At 61.1% G+C, this 23,639-nt stretch carries 21 protein-coding genes; 6 read left to right on the top strand and 15 right to left on the bottom strand.

All coding sequences use genetic code 11. From position 1 onward, the window contains the following. The first annotated feature begins 92 nt into the window (after positions 1-92). A complete protein-coding gene (locus C5L13_RS26150; protein ID WP_105386198.1) occupies positions 93-920 on the top strand; it encodes a RibD family protein in 828 nt (275 codons plus the stop codon). On the opposite strand, the gene C5L13_RS26145 is transcribed toward C5L13_RS26150, so the two are convergent. Genes C5L13_RS26145 through C5L13_RS26130 form a run of 4 tightly spaced genes read right to left on the bottom strand, consistent with a single transcriptional unit; the run spans position 879 to position 4,080 of the window. Beyond that, positions 879-1,664, bottom strand: coding sequence for a class I SAM-dependent methyltransferase (locus tag C5L13_RS26145; RefSeq protein WP_105386197.1), 786 nt, complete (start codon positions 1,662-1,664; stop codon positions 879-881). The genes C5L13_RS26150 and C5L13_RS26145 overlap by 42 nt on opposite strands. Next, positions 1,661-2,707 carry a glycosyltransferase family 4 protein gene (locus C5L13_RS26140; protein WP_105386196.1) on the bottom strand — a complete coding sequence of 349 codons (1,047 nt, stop codon included), beginning with the start codon at positions 2,705-2,707 and terminating at the stop codon, positions 1,661-1,663. Before C5L13_RS26140 ends, C5L13_RS26145 begins: the two co-directional genes overlap by 4 nt. After that, positions 2,704-3,102: a 6-pyruvoyl trahydropterin synthase family protein gene (locus tag C5L13_RS26135; RefSeq protein ID WP_105386195.1), complete on the bottom strand. Its 399-nt coding sequence runs from the start codon at positions 3,100-3,102 to the stop codon at positions 2,704-2,706. Before C5L13_RS26135 ends, C5L13_RS26140 begins: the two co-directional genes overlap by 4 nt. A gap of 9 nt (positions 3,103-3,111) precedes the next feature. Beyond that, positions 3,112-4,080 carry a zinc-dependent alcohol dehydrogenase gene (locus tag C5L13_RS26130; protein WP_245571481.1) on the bottom strand — a complete coding sequence of 323 codons (969 nt, stop codon included), beginning with the start codon at positions 4,078-4,080 and terminating at the stop codon, positions 3,112-3,114. A gap of 299 nt (positions 4,081-4,379) precedes the next feature. Here C5L13_RS26130 and C5L13_RS26125 point away from each other — a divergent pair, with 299 nt between their 5' ends. After that, the gene (locus C5L13_RS26125; RefSeq protein ID WP_105386194.1) at positions 4,380-5,165 is read left to right on the top strand and encodes a CDP-alcohol phosphatidyltransferase family protein; all 786 of its coding nucleotides are present in this window, start codon (positions 4,380-4,382) and stop codon (positions 5,163-5,165) included. Next, the gene (locus C5L13_RS26120) at positions 5,155-5,901 is read left to right on the top strand and encodes an FkbM family methyltransferase (RefSeq protein ID WP_105386193.1); all 747 of its coding nucleotides are present in this window, start codon (positions 5,155-5,157) and stop codon (positions 5,899-5,901) included. Before C5L13_RS26125 ends, C5L13_RS26120 begins: the two co-directional genes overlap by 11 nt. A gap of 4 nt (positions 5,902-5,905) precedes the next feature. Here the strand turns inward: C5L13_RS26120 and C5L13_RS26115 are convergent, their stop codons facing one another. Continuing rightward, positions 5,906-6,829, bottom strand: a complete 924-nt coding sequence (locus tag C5L13_RS26115; RefSeq protein ID WP_205836888.1) for a lysylphosphatidylglycerol synthase transmembrane domain-containing protein — start codon at positions 6,827-6,829, stop codon at positions 5,906-5,908. A 30-nt stretch (positions 6,830-6,859) separates the two neighbouring features. On the opposite strand from C5L13_RS26115, the gene C5L13_RS26110 reads away from it, so the two are divergent. Beyond that, a complete protein-coding gene (locus tag C5L13_RS26110; RefSeq protein ID WP_245571474.1) occupies positions 6,860-8,512 on the top strand; it encodes a sulfatase-like hydrolase/transferase in 1,653 nt (550 codons plus the stop codon). Between the two features lie 12 nt (positions 8,513-8,524). Here C5L13_RS26110 and C5L13_RS26105 read toward each other — a convergent pair whose 3' ends face one another. The 5 genes from C5L13_RS26105 to kynU all read right to left on the bottom strand — a co-directional run bounded on the left by C5L13_RS26105 (position 8,525) and on the right by kynU (position 14,796). Next, complete coding sequence (locus C5L13_RS26105) at positions 8,525-9,238, bottom strand: ABC transporter ATP-binding protein (protein WP_105386191.1); 714 nt, start codon at positions 9,236-9,238, stop codon at positions 8,525-8,527. Then, entirely contained in the window at positions 9,235-11,007 is a 1,773-nt protein-coding gene (locus tag C5L13_RS26100) for a branched-chain amino acid ABC transporter ATP-binding protein/permease (RefSeq protein WP_105386190.1), read from the bottom strand. The genes C5L13_RS26105 and C5L13_RS26100 overlap by 4 nt, the downstream gene beginning before the upstream one ends. 3 nt (positions 11,008-11,010) lie before the next feature. Then, on the bottom strand, positions 11,011-12,045 hold the full coding sequence (locus C5L13_RS26095) for a branched-chain amino acid ABC transporter permease (protein ID WP_105386243.1): 1,035 nt from the start codon (positions 12,043-12,045) through the stop codon (positions 11,011-11,013). 256 nt (positions 12,046-12,301) lie between these two features. Then, entirely contained in the window at positions 12,302-13,459 is a 1,158-nt protein-coding gene (locus C5L13_RS26090; protein WP_170117331.1) for an ABC transporter substrate-binding protein, read from the bottom strand. A 143-nt stretch (positions 13,460-13,602) separates the two neighbouring features. After that, positions 13,603-14,796: a kynureninase gene (gene kynU / locus C5L13_RS26085; RefSeq protein ID WP_105386241.1), complete on the bottom strand. Its 1,194-nt coding sequence runs from the start codon at positions 14,794-14,796 to the stop codon at positions 13,603-13,605. A 167-nt stretch (positions 14,797-14,963) separates the two neighbouring features. Here kynU and C5L13_RS26080 point away from each other — a divergent pair, with 167 nt between their 5' ends. Next, entirely contained in the window at positions 14,964-15,896 is a 933-nt protein-coding gene (locus tag C5L13_RS26080) for an alpha/beta hydrolase (protein ID WP_245571473.1), read from the top strand. Beyond that, on the top strand, positions 15,893-16,300 hold the full coding sequence (locus tag C5L13_RS26075; protein ID WP_105386189.1) for an ACT domain-containing protein: 408 nt from the start codon (positions 15,893-15,895) through the stop codon (positions 16,298-16,300). The genes C5L13_RS26080 and C5L13_RS26075 overlap by 4 nt, the downstream gene beginning before the upstream one ends. Here the strand turns inward: C5L13_RS26075 and C5L13_RS26070 are convergent. The 5 genes from C5L13_RS26070 to C5L13_RS26050 form a co-directional block, all read right to left on the bottom strand. Continuing rightward, the gene (locus C5L13_RS26070) at positions 16,293-18,293 is read right to left on the bottom strand and encodes a CocE/NonD family hydrolase (protein ID WP_105386188.1); all 2,001 of its coding nucleotides are present in this window, start codon (positions 18,291-18,293) and stop codon (positions 16,293-16,295) included. The genes C5L13_RS26075 and C5L13_RS26070 overlap by 8 nt on opposite strands. Positions 18,294-18,319: 26 nt before the next feature. Beyond that, the gene (locus tag C5L13_RS26065; protein WP_105386187.1) at positions 18,320-19,951 is read right to left on the bottom strand and encodes an ABC transporter ATP-binding protein; all 1,632 of its coding nucleotides are present in this window, start codon (positions 19,949-19,951) and stop codon (positions 18,320-18,322) included. Next, positions 19,944-20,771, bottom strand: coding sequence for an ABC transporter permease (locus C5L13_RS26060; protein WP_105386186.1), 828 nt, complete (start codon positions 20,769-20,771; stop codon positions 19,944-19,946). The genes C5L13_RS26065 and C5L13_RS26060 overlap by 8 nt, the downstream gene beginning before the upstream one ends. Beyond that, the gene (locus C5L13_RS26055) at positions 20,768-21,775 is read right to left on the bottom strand and encodes an ABC transporter permease (protein ID WP_105386239.1); all 1,008 of its coding nucleotides are present in this window, start codon (positions 21,773-21,775) and stop codon (positions 20,768-20,770) included. The genes C5L13_RS26060 and C5L13_RS26055 overlap by 4 nt, the downstream gene beginning before the upstream one ends. An 81-nt stretch (positions 21,776-21,856) precedes the next feature. After that, positions 21,857-23,446: an ABC transporter substrate-binding protein gene (locus C5L13_RS26050; RefSeq protein ID WP_105386185.1), complete on the bottom strand. Its 1,590-nt coding sequence runs from the start codon at positions 23,444-23,446 to the stop codon at positions 21,857-21,859. Positions 23,447-23,639: the final 193 nt, after the last annotated feature.

The following is a 23,639-nucleotide window of genomic DNA, read 5'->3' as shown; positions in this document are numbered from 1 at the left end:
TTCTCGGGATGCACTAAACCTATATAGCAGGGGCAAGGAACTTCTTTTCCGTTGCGGCATTTCCAGTTTCCGGCCGGCTAACGAGGCAGTGTATGCAATCAGTCAGAGTAACCGAAGAGACGTGGCAGCATCTGCTTTCGCTTCGCGAGGGCCTGGTCCGACCGCGTGTGCTTTCCCCCGATGCCGACCTCTCCTGTCTGCCCCTTTACGCGCCGATCGCCCGGCGGAATGGGCCGTTCGTCCTGGCGCAAGTCGGCCAGTCGCTGGATGGCCGTATCGCTACTCCGATGGGAGACGCTCAGGATGTTTCGGGGTGCGATGGGATTGCCCATCTGCACCGCTGCCGCGCGCTCGTTGATGCTGTGGTCGTCGGTGTTGGAACCGTGGTGGCGGATGATCCTAGCCTTTCCGTTCGTGCCGTACCCGGAAGGAGCCCCGTGCGCGTCGTGGTGGACTGCAATGGGCGCATGCCCCATCGCGCCAAGATGCTGAACGATGGCGGTACGCCAGTTGTCGTCATCCAGGCGGATGACGTGTTGCGCCACAACGGCAGGCATGAACTGATCTCGCTGCCGCGACAAGCGGACGGCGGCCTGGCGCCCCGCGACATTCTTGCGGCGCTCGCCGAGCGCGACCTCACGGCCGTCCTGGTGGAAGGGGGCGCAAACACGATCTCGCGCTTCATCGACGCGCAATTGATCGATCGGCTGCATGTTTCCGTTTCACCGATCATTATCGGATCAGGGCCGGCGGGGATCCGGCTCGCGCCGATCGACCGGCTCTCCGAGGCGCGTCGCCCGGAGGTTCAAATCTACAACATCGGTAGCGATATCGTTTTCGACTGCAATTTGCGTGTCGACGCCCGGCAAGTGGTGCCATCACCGGATTGCGAGGATGTCCTGATGGCCGACACGGCATGAACTTCCAGTCTCGTCGATCACTTGGGTCCGGAAATCTGCCCAGTCATCGATCTCGGCTGGATCGAACAGGCCATATTCGTAGACCGCACGGACTATTCCGTCGAGAAAGAGCCGTTGCAGCTTCGCGTCATCCGTGGTCATGACCCAAGGCGACGGGGCCACTCGAACAGTATATCCGCTTTCCTGCAGATATTCGGCTAGCCTTTTCCAGGCGGTCGGTCCGAGCGATACGCCAAATCCCTTGTCGCTCAACTGATGAGCGTTGAAACTCGCCACAATCGCCTCATCGAGGGGATGTGTTTTCGACCAATGAATCTCGCTGTCATAGTTCAGCGCGGCATAGAGGCCGGCCCCGGTTTCTGAAATCTTTTCGACAAGCGCCAGGATGTATCGCTCGGAACAGAGGTCAAAAAGCGCCGAAGCCGTCACCAGAGCAACATCCGCGAGCGGCAGAGCTTCCAGATCGTTCAGATCCCCGCAGACGAACTCCGCCTCGCCCGCATGACGGCGGCGAGCCTCATCGAGCAGTTGCGGATCGTGATCGAACAGCCGCCACCGATGGCTCCTGCCCATCTTGGGCGAAAGAGCGCGGAAAGTCGAACCGGTGCCGCAGCCGATGTCAAGAATGCCGGTCTTGGCAGCGTTACCGGCGGCTTCGATCGCTCCGGCCAGCAAAGCCTGATCACGGGAGCGGACATCCACCGGCTCCCGCAAGGCAAGCCAAGCCTTGTCGAAGCCGGTCACGGCACCGCCTCCAGGAAATCGGATATGACAATGGCGGTGTCTTTCCAGGACGGCAAACTCGCGCCTGCGATCGCTGCCGCATCCGCCATGGCAATGCGGGTGTCCGGTTCCTGCAGCAGCCGGCGCAAAGCGGCAGCAAAAGCTTCCGGATCATCCGGAGGTACGAGGAAACCGGCGCTTTCCGGCACGACATCCGGCACGGCACCGGCTGCGCAGCCCACGATGGGCAAGCCTTGCGCGAGCGCTTCTGCAAAGACCATGCCGTAGCCTTCATAGCGGCTGGCAAGTGCGAAAATATCGGCCTTGGCGAGTTCACCGCGCACGTCGTCCAGCTGGCCGGCGAAATCGACGCGGTCGTCCAAGCCGGACCGAGCGACCTGTTGTTCCAGCGCCGCAGCTATGGCCGGATCGAGCGTCTTGCTTCCGACGATACGACATATCCAGGGCAGGCCACGTATCGCTTCGAGCGCACAGATCAGCACGTCGTGGCCTTTGCGGCGGGTCAAGGTGCCGATGCTGAGAATCACCGGCGGATCGCCTCCGCCAACCGCCAGGGGCGCCGGATCAACCCCGGGAGTGGCCACCGCGATCCTTTCGAACGGTACCTGATAGTTGGTAGCGAGTTCCGCTGCGGTGGCGTGCGATGTAACGATTACCCCGCGGCTATGCGCAAGCGCCGTCCTCTCCCGCGCTACATACTCCTGTTGCCTTACCTCGCTGAGCCCGGTTTCCAAAGCCAGGGGGTGATGCACAAGCGCCACTATCTTCAGCCTGTTGGCCTCTCGTTCCGCCCATTGATTCATGACCCCGAAAGCAAGCCCATCGATCAGGACGAGGCTTCCGTCCCGACATTTATCCGAAAGAAGCCGCCCTGCATCGTCGAGCTCGGCGTTATTGGGGCTCGGGAAACCCTCGCCGAGTGAAACCAGCTCGATATTCCAGCCGCGCTCGGCAAGCGATGCGATGACGCGCCGGTCGTAGCCGTATCCGCCCGTGCGGGTTTCTATATCTCCAGGGTAAGCAAAGACGAGATCTCGGTTCACAATTCCGCCTCGTACCAGCCTCGGGCCATGTGGGATTCGTGCAGCATAACGCGCAGCTTGCGAATGCGCCCACCATTTCCGCCCAGCCGGCCTTTGCCGATCTCCTCGGCGATGCGGTCGAAAATGTACTTTGAGAGGAATTCCGTCGTCGTTACCCGGCCTGCGAATATCTCGAGCGTATCCAGATTCTGATAGTTCAGCGGCGCGAGGACTTCTTTCAGAACATCAATGGCAAGTCCGATATCGATGGCCAGTCCATTGTCGTCGAGGTCTTCCGTAAAAAAGGCGGCGTCGACCACGAAGGTGGCCCCGTGCAGGCCTTGTGCAGGCCCGAAAATCGGGCGGGGAAGGCTATGCGCGATCATGACGTGATCACGGACTTCAACGGCGAACATGCAATTTCCTCAAAAACGAATGCGGTGGCAGAGTGTGGCAGGCGAGCCGATAATGCCTGCATAGTCGTCGGCCAATGTCCCGAAGGCGGTTTCTCCCGAAATCAGGCAATCGAGCTTGCTATCGGCAAGGAGCTGGAGGGCTTTCGTCATTCTCCGTCCTGCATTCCAGCGAGGGCGGTGATCCGGGGGCAAAGTACCGACCTGGGAACTGACGATGGAGAGCCGCCGGGCGTGGAAAGCGCCTCCCAAGGGGATCTGCGCAAGGCGCCCCCCATACCAGCTGGCCTCGACGATACGGGCTTCGCAGCCGGCATGATCGAGCGCCGTGGCAAGAGCCGCGTCCGAAGCGGAGGCGTTGATCAATACATCGCAATCATCGGGGACGGAATCGGGCAGGGTGAACCGGATGTCGAGAGCCTTTGCAGCTTCCAAACGATCGAGATTTACGTCGCAGATCGTCGTTTCTGTGCCGATGATCCTCGACGCCAGATAGGCGACGATCAGCCCGACAACGCCGGCGCCGAAAACGGCCACCCGGTCACCCGGCTGTATCCTCGCGTCCCAGACGATATTGAGGGCGGTCTCCATATTGGCAGCGAGGACAGCGCGTTCGGGCGGCAGATCCGCCGGCAGCGCATAAACGGAAACGGACGGCACACGAAACCGGTCCTGATGGGGATGAAGACAGAAGACCGGCCTTCCTACCAAAGATCCAGGCCCGGCCTCCACAATACCTACGGCGGCGTATCCGTATTTGACGGGAAAAGGGAACTGGCCGGCCTGATGAGGTGCCCGCATCCGGTCGTACTCGCTTTCCGGCACGTGTCCTTCAAAGACGAGGGACTCGGTGCCACGGCTGATGCCGCTGAAGAGTGTCCGAACCGTGACTTCGTCTGTGCCACCGGCGCGCAAGGTTTCACGACGCAGCGCACAGCGCGCTGCCCCTTCGAACCACAGCGCACGGCTTTCATTCGTCACGGTTGCTTCCTGAGCTGTCTCACGCCTTGTCAAATACCAGCCCTTTCACTCCTATCAGCTCACACCTAGGAACTTAATCGATGGCGGCAAGGGAGCGTTTCCGCGAGTGGGTAAGTGCCGCATCACGTTTATTTGACGGGGCTTTCGAAATCCAGCCTTGGCTGCTCGCCGTAAATCTCCCCATCTTGCTCATAAGGAGCTTGTCATGAATTTTTCACATGATCTTTCGGAGAAGATGGGCGGTGTCACGCATTTCCTAAAAATTTGCGGTTGGAAAATCTTCTTGAAGGGTGGCTGCGATGGCTGAGTGGACCGGCGCTCATCGTCCAGACGAGATGCCGGGTCGGAATGCCCGCCGGTCGCTGTTTGTCGATGCCGCTGCGGCCACTTTAGCGGTCGGAGTGGTTCTTTTGGGGGGTATGCATTTTTTCGGTGGCCTTTTGGCGCTCGATACCCCGGCGCTCGGTACCGCCTTTGCCATTTATGCAGCAATTTCGGCAGTCTCGCTTGGTAACCTCGGTGGGCACGGGCACAGCCGGTTCGGCTTCGCGAACATCATCACGACGATCCGCGGCGCGGTCACTGCCGTCCTGGGCGGGTTGTTGCTGGCGTCAAGCGGTTTCGGCCATCATCCCGAAGCGCTCTGGCTTACGGGATCGGTGGTTGCCATTGCGCTGGGCCTGGATGGAATAGACGGTTATTTCGCCCGAAGAGGCCGTACGGCTTCGCCTTTCGGTGCCCGTTTCGACATGGAAATCGATGCCCTGCTCATCTTTTTCCTGTCTCTGGCTGCTTTTCAGCTCGACAAGGCTGGAGCCTGGGTGCTGCTAATCGGCCTGATGCGTTACGGCTATGTTGCCGCTCAGACGCTCTTTCCTGGGCTCCGAGGCGAGCTGCCGCCCTCCACCCGGCGCAAGGCGATCTGCGTCGTGCAAGGAATAACGCTATGGCTGCTCCTGTTTCCGGTGGTAGCGTCACCGGTCTCCAATCTGCTTGCGGCAGGGGCGCTTGCCGCGCTCACCTACTCTTTCGCCGTCGACGTGGCGTTTCTGCTGAACAGGAGCGGACGCGGCCATGCGGGCTGATTTCGCGGCCTCCCTCGGGCTCGCCCGCTCATTGCTCATCTATTATGGCCAACCCTGGCGCCGTTCGGCGCTCAGGCGCTTCTATGCAGGCTTCATCAGGCCGGGTGACCTCGTTTTCGATATTGGCGCGCATGCCGGCAGCCGCAGCCGCACGCTGCTTTCGCTCCAGGCGAAAGTGGTCGCGCTCGAGCCGCAACCGATGTTTGCCGATTTTATCCAGAGGACCTTTGCCGGCCCAGATCTCATCCTGCTGCGCAAAGCCGTGGGGAAGGACGCGGGAAGCGTCGATCTGCATATTTCGCGGAGGCATCCTACGGTAACCAGCATTTCGTCCTCCTGGATTTCGAAGGTCGGCAAGACCCGGGGTTTCAGCAACGTCACCTGGGACCGCGTCGAGCGTGTTGAAATGACGACGCTGGACGCGTTGATCGCCGAATTCGGTCTTCCCCGTTTCTGCAAGATCGACGTGGAGGGTGCGGAAGCCGATATCATAGCCGGCTTGCATCATCCGATCCCGCTCGTCGCCTTCGAATATATTCCAGCCACCATGGAGATCGCAGAAGCGGCGATCGGCCATCTGCGCAGGCTCGGGCCCTATCTTTTCAATCGCGTCGAAGGAGAGCGGCATCAATTCGTGGGTGACGGATGGATGTCTGCCGACGAGATGCTGATCGAACTGTCCCGGCTGACGGAAAACGCCTCGTCCGGCGATATCTATGCTCGGTTAGAGACGTGACGCGTCAGGTCCGCTTTTGACCGAGTGCTGCAACAACGACAATCAGACCGGGTGTGGCACCCGCCAGCGCCATGAGGCCATAGAGAATGCTGGCCGCAATTCCGTCCGAAGCCGTATAACCGAAAAGGGGCCAGAGCGACGCAGCCGCCGTTTCCCGGGCTCCCCATCCGGCGATAGTGGCCGGTATCAGCATCGTCAACAGACCGAGCGGAATGGCGGTCACGGCCGCGAGCGCCGGCAATGGTGCGCCGACAGCAGCTGACGCCACCATGAACATGCCAATGTAGCTTCCGACGATTGTAACGCTCAACACCGCCTGCAGCAGCCATGCCCGATCCTGCAGAAAGACCAGCGCAAACGCTGTCCGCAGCCTTTTCATGTGAGGCTCAATCTTTCGCGGCGGATAGCGAAGGACAATCAGGGCGGCAAACACCGTCACGGCGACGAAAAACGCGAAACCTTGAAGGGGAGAGCGCAGATTTTCCGGGATCATCGCGCCACCGAAGAGTGGCCAGATCAGCACTCCACAGGTCGCCACGAGGAAGAACACGCCCTGGCCGGCAATCCGCTCGAGGATTACCGCCTGGGCAGGAATCTTCCAACCCCTTGGTATTCCAGCCCGGTTACGGAAGACCCGCAAAGTATCGCCCGCCATGCCACCCGGAAGAAGCTGGTTGAGCAGCGTTCCCAGGTAATACTCGCCGATTGCCTGACTGCGGCCCAGGTCCTGCCCAAGCCTCGCCGCCGTGAAACGCCAACGCAAGGCGGAAAGCACGATCTGGACCTGAACCAGAAGCAGCCCCGCGACGACATAAAGGGGGCTCGCTGACGACAGATGTGTTGCGATTCGCTGCGGATCGGAACACCAGATCACGGCAACGAGAAGTGTCACAGCCGCAATAAAGCCGATAGACTTCAGTAGACGCATAGCCTGCAACAATGACGGAGAGAGTGACGCATGAATGAATACCGGCCTTTTCGCGAACGAGGTCGCAACTTTCCTGCAGAGTATCATACGCATCCGGCTGTAAACCGGTTTTCCACTCTTCGCATCACGATTTCGTTGATGCTGGTCGCTCTGATCCTGGCGCTGCCCTCCAATCCGCAGACCTTCGCGGACCTTTCTGACGTAAGATTTCCTCTCGAACTCGTGGGGCTTGCATTCCTGGCGTCAACGATGAGTGGCCGGTATTTGGCCCTCCTGCGATGGTCAGCCACTTTCCTCGCAGCCGCAATGCTGCTCCTCAAGCTGGCGGACCTTGGCACCGGCATTGCCTTCCAGCGGCCGTTCAACCCGTATCTCGACGTCAAGATCCTGACCGATGGATGGAATCTCCTGAGCGGTGCGGTGGGGGTCAGGGAGGCCGTCGGAATCATCTGCGCCGGTTTGCTCGCATGGCTTCTGGTCATCGCCTTGCTCTACTGGTCGCTCGGCGGCTTCCGCAATCTTTCAGTCGAAACACGGCGGCGATCGGCAATCGGGAGCGGCGTAGTTTTACTTGTCGGCCTGGCGCTCTTTGCCGTGCAGGATAGCGACCGTCGCAATCTCGGCGTCGATGCGCCGACCTTCCCCTACATCGTCAACCGGATCGAGATGGTGAGGGAGTCGAGCGCCGACCTCGATCGCTTCGAGGGCGAACTGGCGCGGGACGGGGTTTCCTCCGGCCCGCATTTTTCCGCGCTGTCCGGCATGGACGTCGTGCTTGTCTTTGTCGAATCCTATGGCCGTAGTGCGATCGAAGACCGCCCATATGCGGCTCGGGTCCATGATCGCCTCGCCGCAGTCGAGCGGCAGATCGAAGCGTCAGGACTGCAGGCACGCAGCGGTTGGCTCACGTCGCCCACGGTTGGAGGTTTGAGCTGGCTTGCGCATGGCACTCTTCTTTCGGGCCTATGGGTCGGCAATCAGTCCCGTTACGACCGGATGATCACGAGCGAGCGGCGAAGCCTCAACAGCCTTTTTCGTGCGTCGGGATGGCGAACTGCCGCAGTGATGCCGGCGATTACGCTCGACTGGCCGGAATCCGCCTATTTCGGCTACGACCGCGTTCATGCCGCCGCGGGACTTGGCTACAAGGGGAGACCCTTCAATTGGGTGACGATGCCGGATCAGTATACGCTCGCCGCCTTTGAGAAGCTGGAGCGGTCACAGGGCCGCCAACCCGTCATGGCGGAGATTGCGTTGATCTCCAGCCATGCGCCATGGACGCCAATTCCTTCTCTGGTCGACTGGGACAAGATTGGTGACGGCACCATCTTCAACGGCCAAGCGGAGAGCGGCGACCCCGCCTCGGTCGTCTGGGCGGATCCGGAGCGGGTGCGTTCGCAATATGCAGCCTCGATCGACTACACGCTTGAGACCCTCGGCTCCTATATGGCGCGATATGGGGAAAACACGCTTTTCATCCTGCTCGGAGATCATCAGCCCGCCTCGATCATCACCGGGGAGGGTGCGTCCCGTGATGTGCCGGTTCATATCGTCGCCGGCAACCCGGAGGTTTTGAAGCGCCTCGACCGCTGGAAATGGCAGCCAGGCATGCTTCCGGCGAAGGAGACGCCGGTCTACCGAATGGACGAATTCCGCCAGAAATTCGTCGAGAGCTTTGACTGATCGGGCAGGGGTTCAGGAATGTGCGCCAAGATAGCTTTCCATGAGCGCAGGGTCGACGGCCAGTTCGGCCGCGGGCCCGGAGCGGCGCACCTCGCCGAGTTCCACCAGGTAACCTTCATCGGCAATTTCCAGAGCCGCCCGGGCGTTCTGCTCCACCAGCAGGATGGCCACTCCGGTTTTTCGCAGTTCCGAGACGATGTTCAGGATGTCGGCGACGATTTTTGGCGCGAGCCCCAGGCTAGGCTCGTCGAGCAACAACAGGCGCGGACGGCTCATCAGCGCGCGCGCCAGCGCCAGCATCTGACGTTCGCCGCCGGATAACGTGCCGGCCAGCTGCTTGCGCCGCTCGGCAAGCCGCGGGAAGCGCGCATAAAGCTCCTCCCGGGTCTCTCCCCGTTCGGAGGCGCTGCGCAGGAAGCCGCCGAGTTCGATATTGTCCTCGACGGTCATGGATGAGAAAAGCTCGCGCTTTTCCGGCACAAGGCATAGTCCGGCGGCGACGCGCGCCTCAACGGAGCGCGGCACCGGGACTCCATCATAGAGGATCGCGCCGGTGGAGGGGATGACGCCCATGACTGCATTCAGCAGCGTGGTCTTGCCGGCGCCATTCGCGCCGATCACGGTGACGATGCTGCCGGGCCGCATGGCAAGCGAAATGCCATGCAGAACCTCGGCGCGCCCGTAGGAGACGTGGATATCGGTGAGTTCGAGCAGGTTCCGGCTCATGCCACACCTCCGAGATAGGCGGCAACCACGGCTGGATGCCTACGGACTTCCGCCGGCCGGCCCTCGGCGATCAGCGTGCCGAAGTCGAGGACGACGAGATGATCGACCAGGCCCATGACGAAACCCATATCGTGTTCGACCAAGAGCACGCTGACACCCTCCTGGCGCAATTTGTTCAGGAGATTGGCAAGCTCCTGCTTTTCTCCGTGCCGCAGGCCTGCCGCGGGCTCGTCGAGCAGCAGTATCGTCGGATCGGCGGCAAGGGCGCGAGCGATTTCGAGAATGCGGATCTGGCCGAGGGCCAGATCGCCCGCCGGCCGGTCGCGATATTGGCCGAGGCCGACGCGATCGAGCTGGTAGGCGGCTTCGGCAAGCAATGTTGCCTCCTCCTCCCGGTCCAGACGCAGAAAACTCCTGAGCACGCCGGCGCTACCGCGCAGATGGGCGCCGAGGGCCACGTTTTCCAAGACCGACATGTCAGGCAGGATCTTGGCGTGCTGAAAGGTCCGGGCGATGCCATGTTTGGCGATCTCGCGCGGGCTGTTTCCGGTCAACGGCTGACCCTGGTAGGAGACGGAGCCGCTGGTGAGCGATGCTATGCCGGTGATCAGGTTGAAGGTCGTGCTTTTTCCCGCACCATTCGGACCGATCAGTCCGACGATCTGCCCGGCCTTGACCTCGAAACTCACGTCGCTGACTGCCACCAGTCCGCCAAAGGCCTTGCGAGCCCTGTCCACCTTGATGAGCGGCGAACCGGCCGGGGCAAGCGTGCGCTTTGCAAGTTTCCGCACGGAGGTCGGGATCGACAGCTGACCTTTCATAGGCATCAGGCGCGCCACCATGGGCCAGAGGCCGTTCCGGGCAAGCTGCAGGATGGCGACAAGAAGAACTCCGAAGACGACCATCTCTACGTTGATGCCAGTGCCGACGAGCTCCGGCATCACGCGCTGCAGGATTTCCTTGACGATCAGCACGAATGCCGAACCGAAGATGGCACCCCATATGTAGCCGGAGCCGCCGACCACTGCCATCAGCATATACTCGATCCCCATGTTGAGACCGAAGGGCGTGGAATTCACCGAACGCTGCATATGGGCGTAAAGCCAGCCGGAAAGGGCTGCGACGATAGCGGCGAAGATGAAGACGATGAGCTTTGCCCGGACGATGTTGACGCCGAAAGCCTCGGCTGCCTGGCCACCGCCGCGAAGGGCGCGAATGCCACGGCCCGTTCGTGAATCGAGCAGGTTCTGGGCTCCGATGGCCGTCAGGATCACGAAGACCCAGATAACGTAGAAGATCGACTGGCCGCTCAGGAAGGGATAGCCGGCTATGTTTAAGGGCGGGATGCCGGTGATGCCGTCATAACGGCCGAGCAGTTCGATGCGGCCGTAAAGATAATAGATGGCTAGGCCCCAGGCGATGGTGCCGAGCGGCAGATAGTGTCCCGAAAGCCGCACCGTCATCAGCCCCAGCGGAACGGCAACGGCCCCGCCCACCAGTAGCGACAGCGGCAGGGTCACCCACGGCGAAAAGCCATAGGCGGTGGTCAGCACGGCGGTGGTATAGGCCCCGAACCCACAGAATGCCGCCTGGCCGAAGGAGGTCAGTCCGCCGACACCGGTCAAAAGCACGAGGCCGATGGCGACCAATGAGGCGAGTCCGATATTGTTGGCGAGCGTTATCCAGAACGGCGGCACCGGCAGCAGCGGAAAAACCGCGAGGAGGGCGATGGCTGCAATGCCGGGCATGAGATGCTTGTTGGCCATCATGGCTTATTCCTCCTCGTGGTGGACAGCGCCGATGGAGAGCCAGATCAGCACCGGGACGATCAGGCCGAACACGATGATTTCCTTGTAGTTGCTGGCGAAAAACGAAGCGAAAGATTCGACCATGCCCACACCGATCGCGGCAATGGCCGTTACCGGAAAGCTGCCCATGCCCCCGAGGATGGCGGCGACGAAGCCCTTGAGGCCGATCAGGAAGCCGGTATCGTAGTAGATCGTGGTGATCGGTCCCATCAGCACGCCCGATAGGGCGGCGATCGTCGCCGCCAGCACGAAGGCCGTGACGCCCGTCAGCTGTGTCCGCACGCCGACAAGGCGCGCCCCAAGCCTGTTGACAGCGGTTGCCCGCAACGCCTTGCCGAGCAGCGTCTTTTCAAAGAAGAAATAGAGGGCGATCATGATCAGGATAGTCATGAGATAGATCAGGACGCTCTGGGCCGTCACCAGCAGAGGCCCCATGGAGAAACTGCCGTCATGCAGCGGTGCGGCGCGCAGGCCTTCCGGGCCGAAGAAGATCAGGCCGAGACCCAGCATGGCGAGGTGGACGCCTACCGATGTGATCAGCAGCACCAGTACCGATGCATCCGCCAGCGGCCGGTAGGCGATGCGGTAAACGTAGAGGCCCATCGGCGCGATGATCGACACGGTAATCAATACGCGGACGACCGAGGGCAGTTGCAGCGGCGCGAGATAAAGCACGGCGCCGTAGATCAATAGAGGCAAACCAAGGTTGAGGGCGACGTTTCGGACGAGCGCGTCGACCTTGAGATCGCGACGCCATGACCAGAGGTCCAGCAGGAAGGCAGCCACGCCGAAGCAAAGGAGGAGCTTGGGCGTTCCCGGGACATTTCCCGTATCCAGTGTGGCAAGCGTCAGTGCGCCATAGGCAACAAACTCGCCCTGGGGAATGAAGATCACGCGGGTGACCGAAAACACCAGGACGATGGCTAATCCCAAAAGCGCGTAGACCGCGCCGTTGGTCAGGCCGTCCTGGATCAGGAATGTCGCAATGGTCGCGTCCAAATGCATCCCCCACGCTTGTGCGATTGGAATGGAGTTTCGATAAGGATCCGCCTGCGGCGGATAGCATGCTTCAGTAAATGCAGACCGTTGCCGACACGGCGAGCCCGCGCCGGGAACGGCTCCTTGCGAGAGCCTCTGGCGCACAAGGCTTTCCTAGCGCCGGATACCGGATCAAGACCGGATGACGGGGAGAAAGTGTGGCCTTCCCCTCGATAGGGGGAAGGGAAAGCCGCACTGGCCGTTCGGCGAAAACAGCTTACTTCTTTTCCGGCAGCAGCTGGAATTTGCCGTCCTTGGCGGTCAACAGCACAGCACCGCGCTGGTCGAGGCCGTAATGATCCTGCGGCGTAAACTGGAATACGCCGTGGGTGGCATTATAGGGACCGCTCGATTCTATGGCATCGCGCAGCGCTGCACGAAATTCCGAGGTGCCCGGTTTGGCCTTCTGCAGTGCGACTGGCACGGCCTTCTTGAGGATGACCATGGCGTCCCAGACATGCGAGCCGAATTGCGTGCGGCTGTTGGGCCCGAATTTGCCTTCATAAGCCTTGAGGTAAGCCAGACCTTCCGCCTTGGTCGGCGAATCGTCGGGCTGGTCTTCCGCGACCATGATGGGGCCGGAAGAGAAGATCGTGTTCTCCACCGCCTTGCCGGCGATGCGCAGGAATTCGAAGGTCACGGCGCCCGAGACAACGTAGACCGGACCCGTGAAACCACGCTCGCGCACGCCGATCTGCGGCAATGCCGCACCCGTGCCGGAAGCGCCGATGAAGACGGCGTCGGGCTTGGCGGCAATCGCTTTGAGAACCTGGCCGGAAACCGAAGTGTCGGCACGGGCGTAACGTTCGTCGGCCACGACCTCGAGGCCGTATTCCTTGCCGGTGTTCTTGAGTTCCTCGACCCATTGCTGGCCGTAGGAATCCGCAAAGCCGATGAAGGATACGCGCTTCACCCCGTCCTGCTTCATGCGCGTGAACATGCGCTTGGCCAGTACGCTCGAATACTGCGGCAGAACGAAAGTCCATTTCCCCTTGGCAACCGGCGGCGGCACCGGCGAAATCGCGAAATGCGGCACGCCGACTTCAGCGGCAACGCCGGCGGCACCGATCGCAGCCGGTGTCAGCGCCGAACCCATTATCACATCGACCTTGTCGTCGTTGGCAAACCGGCGAGCGTTGGTCGTAGCGATCGAGGGGTCGCCGGCATCGTCAAGCAAGATCACCTTGAGCTTTTCGCCGGCGATCTCCTTGGGCCAGAGTTCTATCGAGTTTTTCAGCGGAATGCCGAGCGCGGCGCCAGGGCCGGTGGTGGGTATCGTGACACCGATGGTGATGTCGGCCAGCGCGGGGTTGGCGAATACAGGAAGGGACATGACGGCAATCGCCGCTATCCCAGCAAAAAACCGGTTTTTCATAAAATCCTCCCAGGACAAAAGTGGGCGATCTCCTCCCGCCCGTCTGTTTGTTTACATGGAGATTGTTTCTTTGTAAACAATCTCCATGTGCGAACCCCTTGATTGATTGGTTTCCGGCTGATCCCTCAGCCTCGCCGAGCTGCTCAGGTTACCAATGCCCGCTGTTTGTATTCCGCGGTATCCCAAAGGCGATTGGTCATGATGTCCTCCAGGACGGCGACTGCCTTCAGAACGTTCGCCTCAGCGATGTAAAGAGGCGTAAAGCCGAAGCGGATTGCGTTTGGAGCTCGGAAATCGCCGATGACGCCGCGGGAAATCAGGGCCTGCATGATGGCGTAGCCTTCCGGATGAAGGAAGGAGATCTGGCTGCCGCGCTTCTGGCCGTCGCGCGGCGAGCCGAGTTCCAGCATAGGGCACCGACGTTCGACCTCCGTCACGAACAGGTCGCATAGTCTGATCGACTGCTTGCGTACCTCCTGCATATCGACTCCCTCCCAGGCATCGAGCGCCGCATCGAGAGCGGCGAGGCCGAGGATCGGTGGCGTGCCGACCCGCATCCGATCGATCCCGCCGCCAGGCCGGTAACCGAGATCGAAGGCGAAGGGTTGTTCGTGCCCGAACCAGCCGGAAAGAGCCGGCCTTACCTTCTCCGCATAGCGCGGCGCGACATAGATGAAAGCCGGAGCGCCCGGGCCGCCGTTCAGATATTTGTAGGTGCAGCCGACAGCGAAGTCCGCCTCCGCTCCAGCCAGATCCACCGGCAGCGCGCCGGCGGAATGGGCGAGATCCCAAAGAGTGACGGCACCGGCGGAATGGGCATTCTTCGTCAGCGTTTTCATGTCGTGCAGCCGGCCGGTACGATAGTCCACTTCGGTCAGCATCAATACGGCGACCGTCTCGTCGATGGCAGCTTCCACCTCTTCGGGTTCGACGATCTTCAGCCTGTGCCCCTTGCCAAGCGAGCCGACAAGCCCCTGAGCCATGTAAAGATCAGAGGGGAAGTTGCCGCTGTCGGAGAGGATGACCTTGCGTTCCGGCACCAGTTCGAGGGCGGAGGCGAGCGCCTGATAAACCTTGATCGACAGAGTATCACCCATGACGACCGTGCCCGGCGCGGCACCGATCAGCTTGCCGACGCGATCGCCTATCCGGCGCGGCATCGTCATCCAGCCTGCCTTGTTCCAGCCCTTGATGAGGAGTTGGCCCCATTCCTCCGCCATCAGCCTGTCGACGCGTTCCCTGGCAGACAGCGGCAGCGGGCCGAGCGAATTGCCGTCCAGGTAAATCACTCCCTCCGGCAGATAGAAGAACGAGCGGGTCTTTAAAAAATCCGTCACGAAAAGCACCTTGCAGTTAGAGACATGCCGACACGGAAGGCAGACTAGAAGCTGGTGCCGGTCATGCAAGATGGATTCGTGCCGTCGTTCGCTGTTTCGCGTGCATTCCGGCCTTGTGGACCGCCTACCGCCGCCCTAACCTTCAGATCCCGCCCCTCGAAGGTTTGATGACGATGGACACCACCTCTTCCGAGACAGGCCCCTACCCGGAAGAGCCCGGGATACTGGAGTTCCTGAGGGTATGCGACAGCTTCTATCCGCCGGATGCCGTCAATGCTTCGATCGAGCAGCAGCGCGCCTGGTATGATGCACTTTGCGCCCGTTTCGATCGGCCCCTGCCGCATGGCCTCGTCTTTCAAGACCAGATGCTGTTCGTGCCCGTCCGCCGTTATCGGCCGGCGACGACACGCACAGGAACCGTATTGCTCTACCTGCACGGCGGCGGCTTTGTGGTGGGGTCGCTCGATAGCCATCATGCGATCTGCGCCGAGATTGCAGATCATACCGGCTCGGAACTTGTTTCGGTGGACTACCGGCTGGCGCCGGAACATGTCTGGCCGGCCCAGACGGACGATTGCTTCGGCGTGTTGAAACAGCTTATTGGAGAGGGAAGCAGGATCGTCCTGATCGGCGACAGCGCCGGCGGCAATCTGGCGGCGGGGCTGGCTTTGCGCGCGCGCGACGAGGGACTTTCCGGCGTTATCGGTCAGGTGCTGATCTACCCCAGCCTCGGCGGAGATCTGGTCTCGGGCTCTTACCTTGACATGGCGCAGGCGCCCGGACTGACGACGGCTGACGTCGCCTATTACCGGGCGATCCTGAAAGCGCCGGTGGACGAGCCGGTGGCCCATCCGCTGCTGGCCTATGATCTGGCCGGTCTGCCGCCCGCTTACATCACGGTGGCGCATTTCGATCCACTCCGCGACGATGGCCATCTTTACGCCGAACGGCTGAAGCAGGCGGGGGTCGAGGTCAGCATACGTAAAGAACCACAGATGGTGCATGCCTGGCTGCGGGCTCGGCACATGAGCCACGGCGCCCGCGAAGGTTTCCATGCGTTATGTGAAGCGGTCAGGCGATTGGCTGAGAACCTGCAATGAGCGGCATCATGGACCTCTCCGTCCTGCTGGCGGGTCTCGAGCCCAAACTTGTCGATGGGGAATTTGTCTACGCGACGGTGCCGCCCGAAACGCTGAATAGCTACATGCCCTTGAAACCGATCGGCCTTTTCTTCGAGGCGGAAGGCCTGACACTGATCCTGCCCAGGGAAGCCGCCGAACGGGCAGGCCTTGCGGCGAGTGCGCCGCTCCGCTGCATCACCATGATGGTGCATTCGTCGCTGGAAGCGGTCGGCATGACTGCCGCGATGGCCAGCGCGCTGACCAAAGAAGGCATCAGCGCCAACGTCGTCGCGGCCTACTACCACGACCATATCTTCGTTCCCGTTGCGGATGCGGAACGCGCTGTTGCCGCGCTCAGGGCGCTCTCGACAGCCTCTACATGAGATCGCGCGGAATCGCCTTCTCGAATATCTTCTCGAACACCTGCTTTTCGTCCTCATAAGCGGTGACGGAGGCGCCGATCAGCCAGTCCTTGTCGGTGCAGGAAATCCGTGAGATCGAAATTGTCCGCACCGACCAGCCCGGCCGCTGCATATCGCAGGTCCAGATGGCGGTGCCTTTCATGGAAAGCGGATCATCCGGTGAGATGGACCAGAGCTCCTCTCGGAGCTGCCGTGTCGAAAGACCGCTGCCCGGATGTTCGACAAGCCCGGTATCCTCGTGAACGAGGTAGTCGGTGCGGTTGGCGGAGAGGTCGCGGGTAACGCTGCGCCTCGTGACGGGTGGTGTATGGGCGATGTATTTCGGCAGCGGATCGGGATTGTCCGGCTGCTTCATCTCAAACAGTTCATGTTTGCCAAGCATGGGCATCGCAAGGCCTAGGGAAGCAGTATCGATGGTCAGTCCCGGATTTACCGGAGGCGGCAGCACCGTCGGCCAATAGGCGGTCGACAGCGACAGCCGGATGCGGTGTCCCTTTCCGAAACGGTAACCGCAGGCGTCGAGCGTGAGGCGGGTCGAGACCGGCTCGCCCGGCGTCAGCGGCTTCGGTTCGGCATTGCCATCACGATGGGCGAGGTTGATGACTCCGAAGGAAACGCGCGTCGCCGAACCGTCCGGATGTATATCGACGACGCGAGCGCAAAGGTTCGCAAGTTCCGCGTCGGCGCGAAGCGAAACGGTGAGGACAGGCCGGCCGAGATAGGTCTGGGGCTCGGAAAGCGGCAGGGTCTCGAAGACCAGAGAGCCGGCGTCGTCGACACGCTGGTCACCGGCGAGTTCGGCATCGGGTTTCAGAGTGAACCATTCACCCGAGGCCGTGCCCGTATCGAGGGGCGACTTCAGATACATTTCATGCGCCGGCGGGTGCGGGATCGGCATGCCCTCCAGCAGCGTGCCGAACTGATCGACATAGAAGCAACGCATGTCCGGTTCAGACCAGGCCTGTTTGGAAATCCAGATCCCTGGATCCGAATCGCGGCGCGGCGCAGGCTTCGGCCCGTCGAGAAGATAGGCGCGCACCTGCGGCACCTCCTCGATGCCATTTTCCTCCCCGCGCAGCCAACGGTTCCAGAAGGTGATTGCTTCGCCCAGAAAATCGGCGCGCGGTTTTGGCCAGGCAAAATGCGGATATTTGTGCACCCAGGGCCCGATCAATGCCTTGGCTTTTTCGCCGAGACCCTCGACGGCCAGCAGCGGCGTGTTGCGATAACCGTCTGCCCAGCCCGCGATCACCAGCGCCGGGATTTGTATTGCCGAGTAGTCCTCGGAGATCGAGCCGTGCCGCCAGAAGTCGTCTCGACGCTGGTGCGTCAGCCATTCCTCCATGAAGAACGGTTCGTTTTCCAGCCGCTCCATCCACATTTCGCGCCAGCGCTCGCCGGCGAGTTCCGGATCCGGCGGACGCGATTGATAGGCAAGCATGGTCGCCGCCCAGGAAAGCTGCGCCGAGAGATGGCAGCCGTTCTTGTAGTGGATGTCGTCGTTATACCGGTCGGTGGTGGAGGCGATCGAGATAATTGCCTTCAAGGCCGGTGGGCGGAGCGCTGCGACCTGCAGGCTGTTGAAGCCGCCCCAGGAAATGCCCATCATCCCGACATTGCCGTTCGACCATGGCTGATCGGCAATCCAGGCGACCAGTTCGCAGGCGTTCGCCAGCTCCCGTTCCGTATATTCGCCGTCGATGACCCCGTCCGACTCGCCCGAGCCGCGGATGTCGACGCGCACACCGGCAATCCCCGCTGAGGCAAAGACCGGGTAGGTCGATTCATCTCGCGCACTCGTTCCGTCGCGCTTGCGGTAGGGCAGGAACTCGAAGACCGCGGGCACCGGGTCGGCCTCCGCTCCGTCAGGCATCCAGATGCGGGCAGCAAGCCGCGTGCCGTCCCCCAGCGTGATCCAATGGTTTTCGATGACGGTGAAAGAGCGTTCGGTCATGTCGCATGCACTTTCAAAAAAGACAGTCAGTTTCCAGCGCTCGCCATGCGCCTCGAGGTGAGAACTCGCTCAAGCCATCCAAGCTCCATTTCCGGGACGGATTTCAGCAGCAGGTCGGTATAATCATCGAACGGCGGCGAAAGCGCTTGCGATTTCGGTCCGAAGCGCACCAGTCGGCCGCGATGCATGACGGCGACGGAATCGGCAATGGCCCGCACGATGGCGATGTCATGGGTGATGAAGACGTAGGAAAGCTGGGATTCCGTCTGCAGCTTCATCAGCAGTTTCAGGATACCCTCTGCAACCAGCGGATCCAGGGCGGACGTGGGTTCATCGCAGAGAATGAGTTCCGGCTTGGCGGCCAGTGCCCGGGCAATCGCGACGCGCTGCTTCTGGCCGCCGGAAAGTTCCGCCGGATAACGGTCGATGAAGCCGTTGCTCATCTCGATCTGCTCGAGCAGTTCTTTGACGCGCGCCGTCTTTGCCGCACCGCGCAGGCCATAGTAGAACGTCAGCGGTCGGCCGATGATATCGCGCACCGTCTGGCGCGGATTCATGGCGGTATCGGCCATCTGATAGATGAGCTGGATGCGGCGAAGTTCATCGCGCGGCCTCCTCTTCAGCTCAGGCGTGAGGGCTTTGCCTTCAAAGGTGATGTTGCCGTCGCTTGGCGGCAGGAGGCCGGTGATGACGCGCGCCAGCGTCGATTTTCCGGAGCCGGACTCGCCGACGATCGCCAGCGTCTGGCCCTTGCACAGATGCAACGACACTCCGTGCAGTACCTTGAAGCCGTTCGAATATTGGGCGCTGACGTTATCGACTTTCAGCAGCGCCTGGCTCTGGTCGGGTGCCTCTTCCCGTGCCGTCTGGCGAACGTTCACCAGCGCGCGGGTATAATCCTGCGTCGGCGCTTCGATGATCTGCTGCACCGAACCGTATTCGACCGTCTTCCCATATCGAAGTACCATGATATCGTCGGAGATCTGGGCGACGACGGCGAGATCGTGGGTGATGTAAAGCGCGGCGGTATCCGTCTCCTCGATCGCATGCTTGATTGCCGCCAGCACGTCGATCTGCGTCGTCACGTCGAGCGCCGTCGTCGGCTCGTCGAACACGATCAGTTCCGGGTTGGGGCAAAGCGCCATGGCCGTCATGGCGCGCTGAAGCTGCCCGCCGGAAACCTGATGCGGAAAACGATCTCCAAAGGTCTCCGGGTTCGGCAGGCCGAGAACGCGGAAGAGATAGAGGGCTCGCTTGCGGGCTTCGTCTTTGGTCATCAGCCCGTGCTTGACCGAAGCTTCGATCACCTGATCGCCAAGACGATGGGCCGGGTTGAAGGCCGCGGCTGCCGATTGCGCCACGTAGCAGACATGGGCGCCGCGCACCTTGCGGATGCCGGTCTTACCCAATGCCAGGATGTTCGTTCCATTGAGCGAAACCTCGCCGCCGGTGATCTCGGCGCCGCCGCGGCCATAGGCGAGGGCAGAGAGGCCGATGGTCGATTTGCCGGCACCGGACTCGCCGATCAGGCCGAGCACCTTGCCCTTCTGAAGATCGAAGGACACTCCATCGACGATGGTGATGCACTTGGGCGGCTCGCCGGGTGGATAGCTGGTCGCCTCGATCTTCAGATTGCGGACGGAGAGAAGTTCAGGCATCGCCACGGCCCCCCTTGAGGCTGGAGGTTCGTTTGAGCAGCCAATCGACCACGAGATTGACGCAAATGGCGAGTGCCGCGATCGCTGTGCCGGGCACCAGAGCCGCCGAAATGCCAAAAATGATGCCGTCCTTGTTGTCCTTCACCATGCCGCCCCAGTCTGCCGCCGGAGGCTGGATGCCGAGCCCGAGGAAGGACAGGGTGGAGAGAAAGAGGATGGAGAAGGCGAAGCGCAGGCCGAATTCGGCGAGTAGCGGAGAGAGCGTGTTCGGCAGGATTTCCCGGAAAATGATCCAGGCGGTGCCCTCACCCCGCAGCCGGGCGGCTTCCACGAATTCCATCACCGCGACGTCGAGTGCCACGGCACGGCCGAGGCGGTAGACGCGGGTCGAATCCAAGACCGCCATCACGAGGATCAGCACGATCAGGTGCTGCGGCAGGACGGCGAGAACGACCAGCGCGAAGATCAAGGTCGGGATCGACATCATCAGATCGTTGAAGCGGGAAAAGACCGTGTCGATCAAGCCGCCCGAAACGGCGGCGATAAAGCTCAGGAGAATTCCGAGCGAAAAGGAAATCACCGTCGCGGCGAGAGCAACGGAAAGTGTGGTGCGGGCGCCGTAGATCAGTCGTGAGAGAATGTCGCGCCCGAGATTGTCGAGGCCGAAGAAGAATTGCGCATCCGCCTCCTGCCAGACGCCGCCAACCACCTCAGTCTCCCCGTAGGGAGCGATCAACGGCGCGAAAATGGCGCAGAAGCAGGCAAGTGCGATGCCGAGGATGCCGATCCAGGCGGTAATGGGAATTTCTCTCAGCCTCATCGCGGATGCCTCAGACGTGGGTTGGCGACGATCGCGAGAATATCCGCCAGCATGTTCAGGAAGATGTAGACGGCGGCGAAGATCAACCCGCAGGCCTGGACGACCGGCATGTCCCGCACCGTCACCGCGTCGACCATGTATTGGCCCATCCCGGGATAGACGAAGACGACTTCCACCACGACAACACCGACCACGAGGTAGGCAAGGTTGAGCGCCACGACGTTGATGATCGGCGCGAGCGCATTGGGGGCGGCATGTTTGACGATCGCCCGAAAAGCGGAAAGACCTTTGAGTTCGGCAGTCTCCATGTAGGCGGAGGACATGACCGACAGAATGGCCGCTCGCGTCATGCGCATCATATGTGCGAGCACCACGAGCACCAGCGTCGCGGTGGGCAGTGCAATCGCCTTGAGCCGCTCGATGAAGCCCATGCCCTCGTAGACGGTGGCGGGGAAGGTCGCGACACCGAAATTGACGGCAAAATAGAGGATCAGCAGGTAACCGATGAAGAATTCCGGTAGCGAGATTGCTGCAAGCGATATGACGTTGATGATCTTGTCCGGCATACGATTGCGGAAATGCACGGACAACATCCCGAGCCCCACGGCGAGCGGCACGGAGATCACCGCCGCAAAGCCGGCGAGGAACAACGAGTTGCCGAGCCGATTGCCGACTTGTTCCGAGACGGAATTCCTGCTCGCCCAAGAGGTGCCGAAGTCACCTTGAAACGCGCCAGCCAGCCATTCGAAATAACGGCTGACAACGGGGCGGTCGAGCCCGAGTTCGGCGCGAATGTTTGCGACCGCCTGCGGTGTTGCCGATTGACCGAGATAGGTCGTGGCGAAATCACCGGGCAAAGCTTCGACGCCGCCGAAGATCAGCACCGAAACGGCGACAAGAAGCAGGAGCGAGAGCAGCATGCGCTCGATGAGAAGAGCAAGAAGCGGAAAACGTTCTCGAAAACGCTGATCGGGCAGGCTCTCTGTTTCGACAGGATTGGACATCGGCAGAAGGCCTCGTTTTTGAAACGGAAGGAGGATCGCGGGGCTCCCGCGATCCGTCAATAGGCATTCCGTTCCGAAGAACTAGGCATCCAGCCACACGCGGGTCGCGACATAGCCGTTCGACATGTCGTTACCGATGTCGTGAACGTAGCCCTTCACCTTCTTGCTGGCCGCGTTCACGAAATCATTGAACATCGGCAGGATGAGGCCACCTTCGTCGCGCACCGTCATTGCCATGGTGCGGTACATGTCCTTGCGCTTCGTTTCGTCCAGTTCCGAGCGGGCCTCGAGAAGAAGCTTGTCGAAGTCCGGGCGCTTGAATCTCGTGTCGTTCCAATCGGCCGTGGAAAGATAGGCGGTGGAATACATCTGGTCCTGCGTCGGGCGACCGCCCCAATAGGAGGTGGAGAAGGGTTGAACGTTCCAGACATTCGTCCAGTAGCCGTCGCCCGGCTCGCGCTTCACTTCGACGTTGATGCCCGCCTTCTTGGCGCTCTGCTGATAAAGCACGGCGGCATCGACGGCTCCCGGGAAGGCGACCTCCGACGTGCGCAGCAGAACGGAGCCGCTGTGTCCCGACTTCTTGTAGTGGAACGCCGCTTTGTCCGGATCATAGGCCCGCTGCTCGATTCCCTCCGGGAAAAGCGCATAGGTGCTGTTGATCGGGAAATCGTTGCCGACCTTGCCGTAGCCGCCAAGGACGGTCTTTACCATGCCCTCGCGGTCCATGGCGTATTTCAGCGCAAGCCGCAGATCGTTGTTGTCAAACGGCGCCTTGTCGCAATGCATGATGAAGACGTAGTGGCCGCGGCCGGAGGTGGAAAGAACCTCCACCGTCGGTGCGCGCTTCAGGAGTGCTACCGTCTTCGGGTCGACACGGTTGATATAATGAACCTGTCCGGAGGAAAGCGCTGCGATACGGGCAGTGGCGTCGTTCATCGCAATGATTTCAACGGAATCGACAAAGCCGCGATCGGAGCGCCAGTCGTCCTTGTTCTTTTCGAAGGTTGCGCGAACTCCCGGTTCAAAGCTCGCGACCTTGTAAGGGCCGGTGCCGATCATTGCATTCGGATCGTCGGTACCGCCGTTCGGCTGGATGATCAGGTGGTAGTCGGTGAGCAGCAGCGGGAGGTCGGCATTGCCTTCCGTCAGCGTCAGTACGAGGTTGCCGCCGTCGGCCTTGATATCCTTGATGGATTTCATCACGCCCAGCGCGCCGGATTCCGCTTTTTCATCCGTATGGCGCTTCAGCGTGGCAATGACGTCGTCGACGGTCAGGGTCTTGCCGTTTTGGAATTTTACGCCGGAGCGGATTTTGAAGGTCCACGTCACCGCATCTTCCGAGGGCTCCCAGGATTCTGCAAGCGCGGGTACAGGCTTGCCGGTCAGCGGCTCGGATTCCACCAGCATGTCGCCCCAGCAACGGCCGACGACGAACATGAATTGCGAAAGCGCCTTGGCGGGATCCTTGGAATCGGTAGCTGCGGCACCTTCCAGACCCAGTTTGAGATGCCCGCCCTTCTTCGGCGTCTGAGCCTCGGCACTTGTGGCAAAGAGCTGGCTTGCGGCCGTTAGCGTCAGCCCGGCTGCCATGGCGCGGCCCATAAACTCGCGGCGGTTCATGCCCCCTGCCGTCACGCGACCGGCGAGATATTTGGTAAAGTCGTTCATTCCCCTGTTCCTTATCGTTGAGTGTTGAAAATACATTCTTCGGGCCTATCCGGCGGTTCCTCTTCCGCTTTTCGGATCTGCCCGTCATCGATGCTGGGAAATGCTCCGGTTGCCGCCGGTCTTTCCATCCTAATGATAAAGCGCAATGTCGGGCAGTGTCTGCCGTTTCAATCGCGTCGGATTCCGTCTGGTG

Source organism: Neorhizobium alkalisoli (genome assembly GCF_002968635.1).
GTDB classification, from domain to species: Bacteria; Pseudomonadota; Alphaproteobacteria; order Rhizobiales; family Rhizobiaceae; genus Neorhizobium; species Neorhizobium alkalisoli.
This window is presented reverse-complemented; position numbering and strand designations above follow the sequence as displayed.

Excerpts from the sequence above, each read along its gene's own strand:
- C5L13_RS26075 (WP_105386189.1), top strand. The coding sequence starts at position 15,893 with ATGAGCGGCATCATGGACCTCTCCGTCCTGCTGGCGGGTCTCGAGCCC.
- C5L13_RS26150 (WP_105386198.1), top strand. The coding sequence starts at position 93 with ATGCAATCAGTCAGAGTAACCGAAGAGACGTGGCAGCATCTGCTTTCG.
- C5L13_RS26105 (WP_105386191.1), bottom strand. The coding sequence starts at position 9,238 with ATGAGCCGGAACCTGCTCGAACTCACCGATATCCACGTCTCCTACGGG.
- C5L13_RS26060 (WP_105386186.1), bottom strand. The coding sequence starts at position 20,771 with ATGAGGCTGAGAGAAATTCCCATTACCGCCTGGATCGGCATCCTCGGC.
- C5L13_RS26115 (WP_205836888.1), bottom strand. The coding sequence starts at position 6,829 with ATGCGTCTACTGAAGTCTATCGGCTTTATTGCGGCTGTGACACTTCTC.
- C5L13_RS26090 (WP_170117331.1), bottom strand. The coding sequence starts at position 13,459 with ATGAAAAACCGGTTTTTTGCTGGGATAGCGGCGATTGCCGTCATGTCC.
- C5L13_RS26125 (WP_105386194.1), top strand. The coding sequence starts at position 4,380 with ATGGCTGAGTGGACCGGCGCTCATCGTCCAGACGAGATGCCGGGTCGG.
- C5L13_RS26070 (WP_105386188.1), bottom strand. The coding sequence starts at position 18,293 with ATGACCGAACGCTCTTTCACCGTCATCGAAAACCATTGGATCACGCTG.
- C5L13_RS26080 (WP_245571473.1), top strand. The coding sequence starts at position 14,964 with ATGACGATGGACACCACCTCTTCCGAGACAGGCCCCTACCCGGAAGAG.
- C5L13_RS26050 (WP_105386185.1), bottom strand. The coding sequence starts at position 23,446 with ATGAACGACTTTACCAAATATCTCGCCGGTCGCGTGACGGCAGGGGGC.
- C5L13_RS26100 (WP_105386190.1), bottom strand. The coding sequence starts at position 11,007 with ATGATGGCCAACAAGCATCTCATGCCCGGCATTGCAGCCATCGCCCTC.
- C5L13_RS26055 (WP_105386239.1), bottom strand. The coding sequence starts at position 21,775 with ATGTCCAATCCTGTCGAAACAGAGAGCCTGCCCGATCAGCGTTTTCGA.
- C5L13_RS26135 (WP_105386195.1), bottom strand. The coding sequence starts at position 3,102 with ATGTTCGCCGTTGAAGTCCGTGATCACGTCATGATCGCGCATAGCCTT.
- C5L13_RS26065 (WP_105386187.1), bottom strand. The coding sequence starts at position 19,951 with ATGCCTGAACTTCTCTCCGTCCGCAATCTGAAGATCGAGGCGACCAGC.
- C5L13_RS26120 (WP_105386193.1), top strand. The coding sequence starts at position 5,155 with ATGCGGGCTGATTTCGCGGCCTCCCTCGGGCTCGCCCGCTCATTGCTC.
- C5L13_RS26110 (WP_245571474.1), top strand. The coding sequence starts at position 6,860 with ATGAATGAATACCGGCCTTTTCGCGAACGAGGTCGCAACTTTCCTGCA.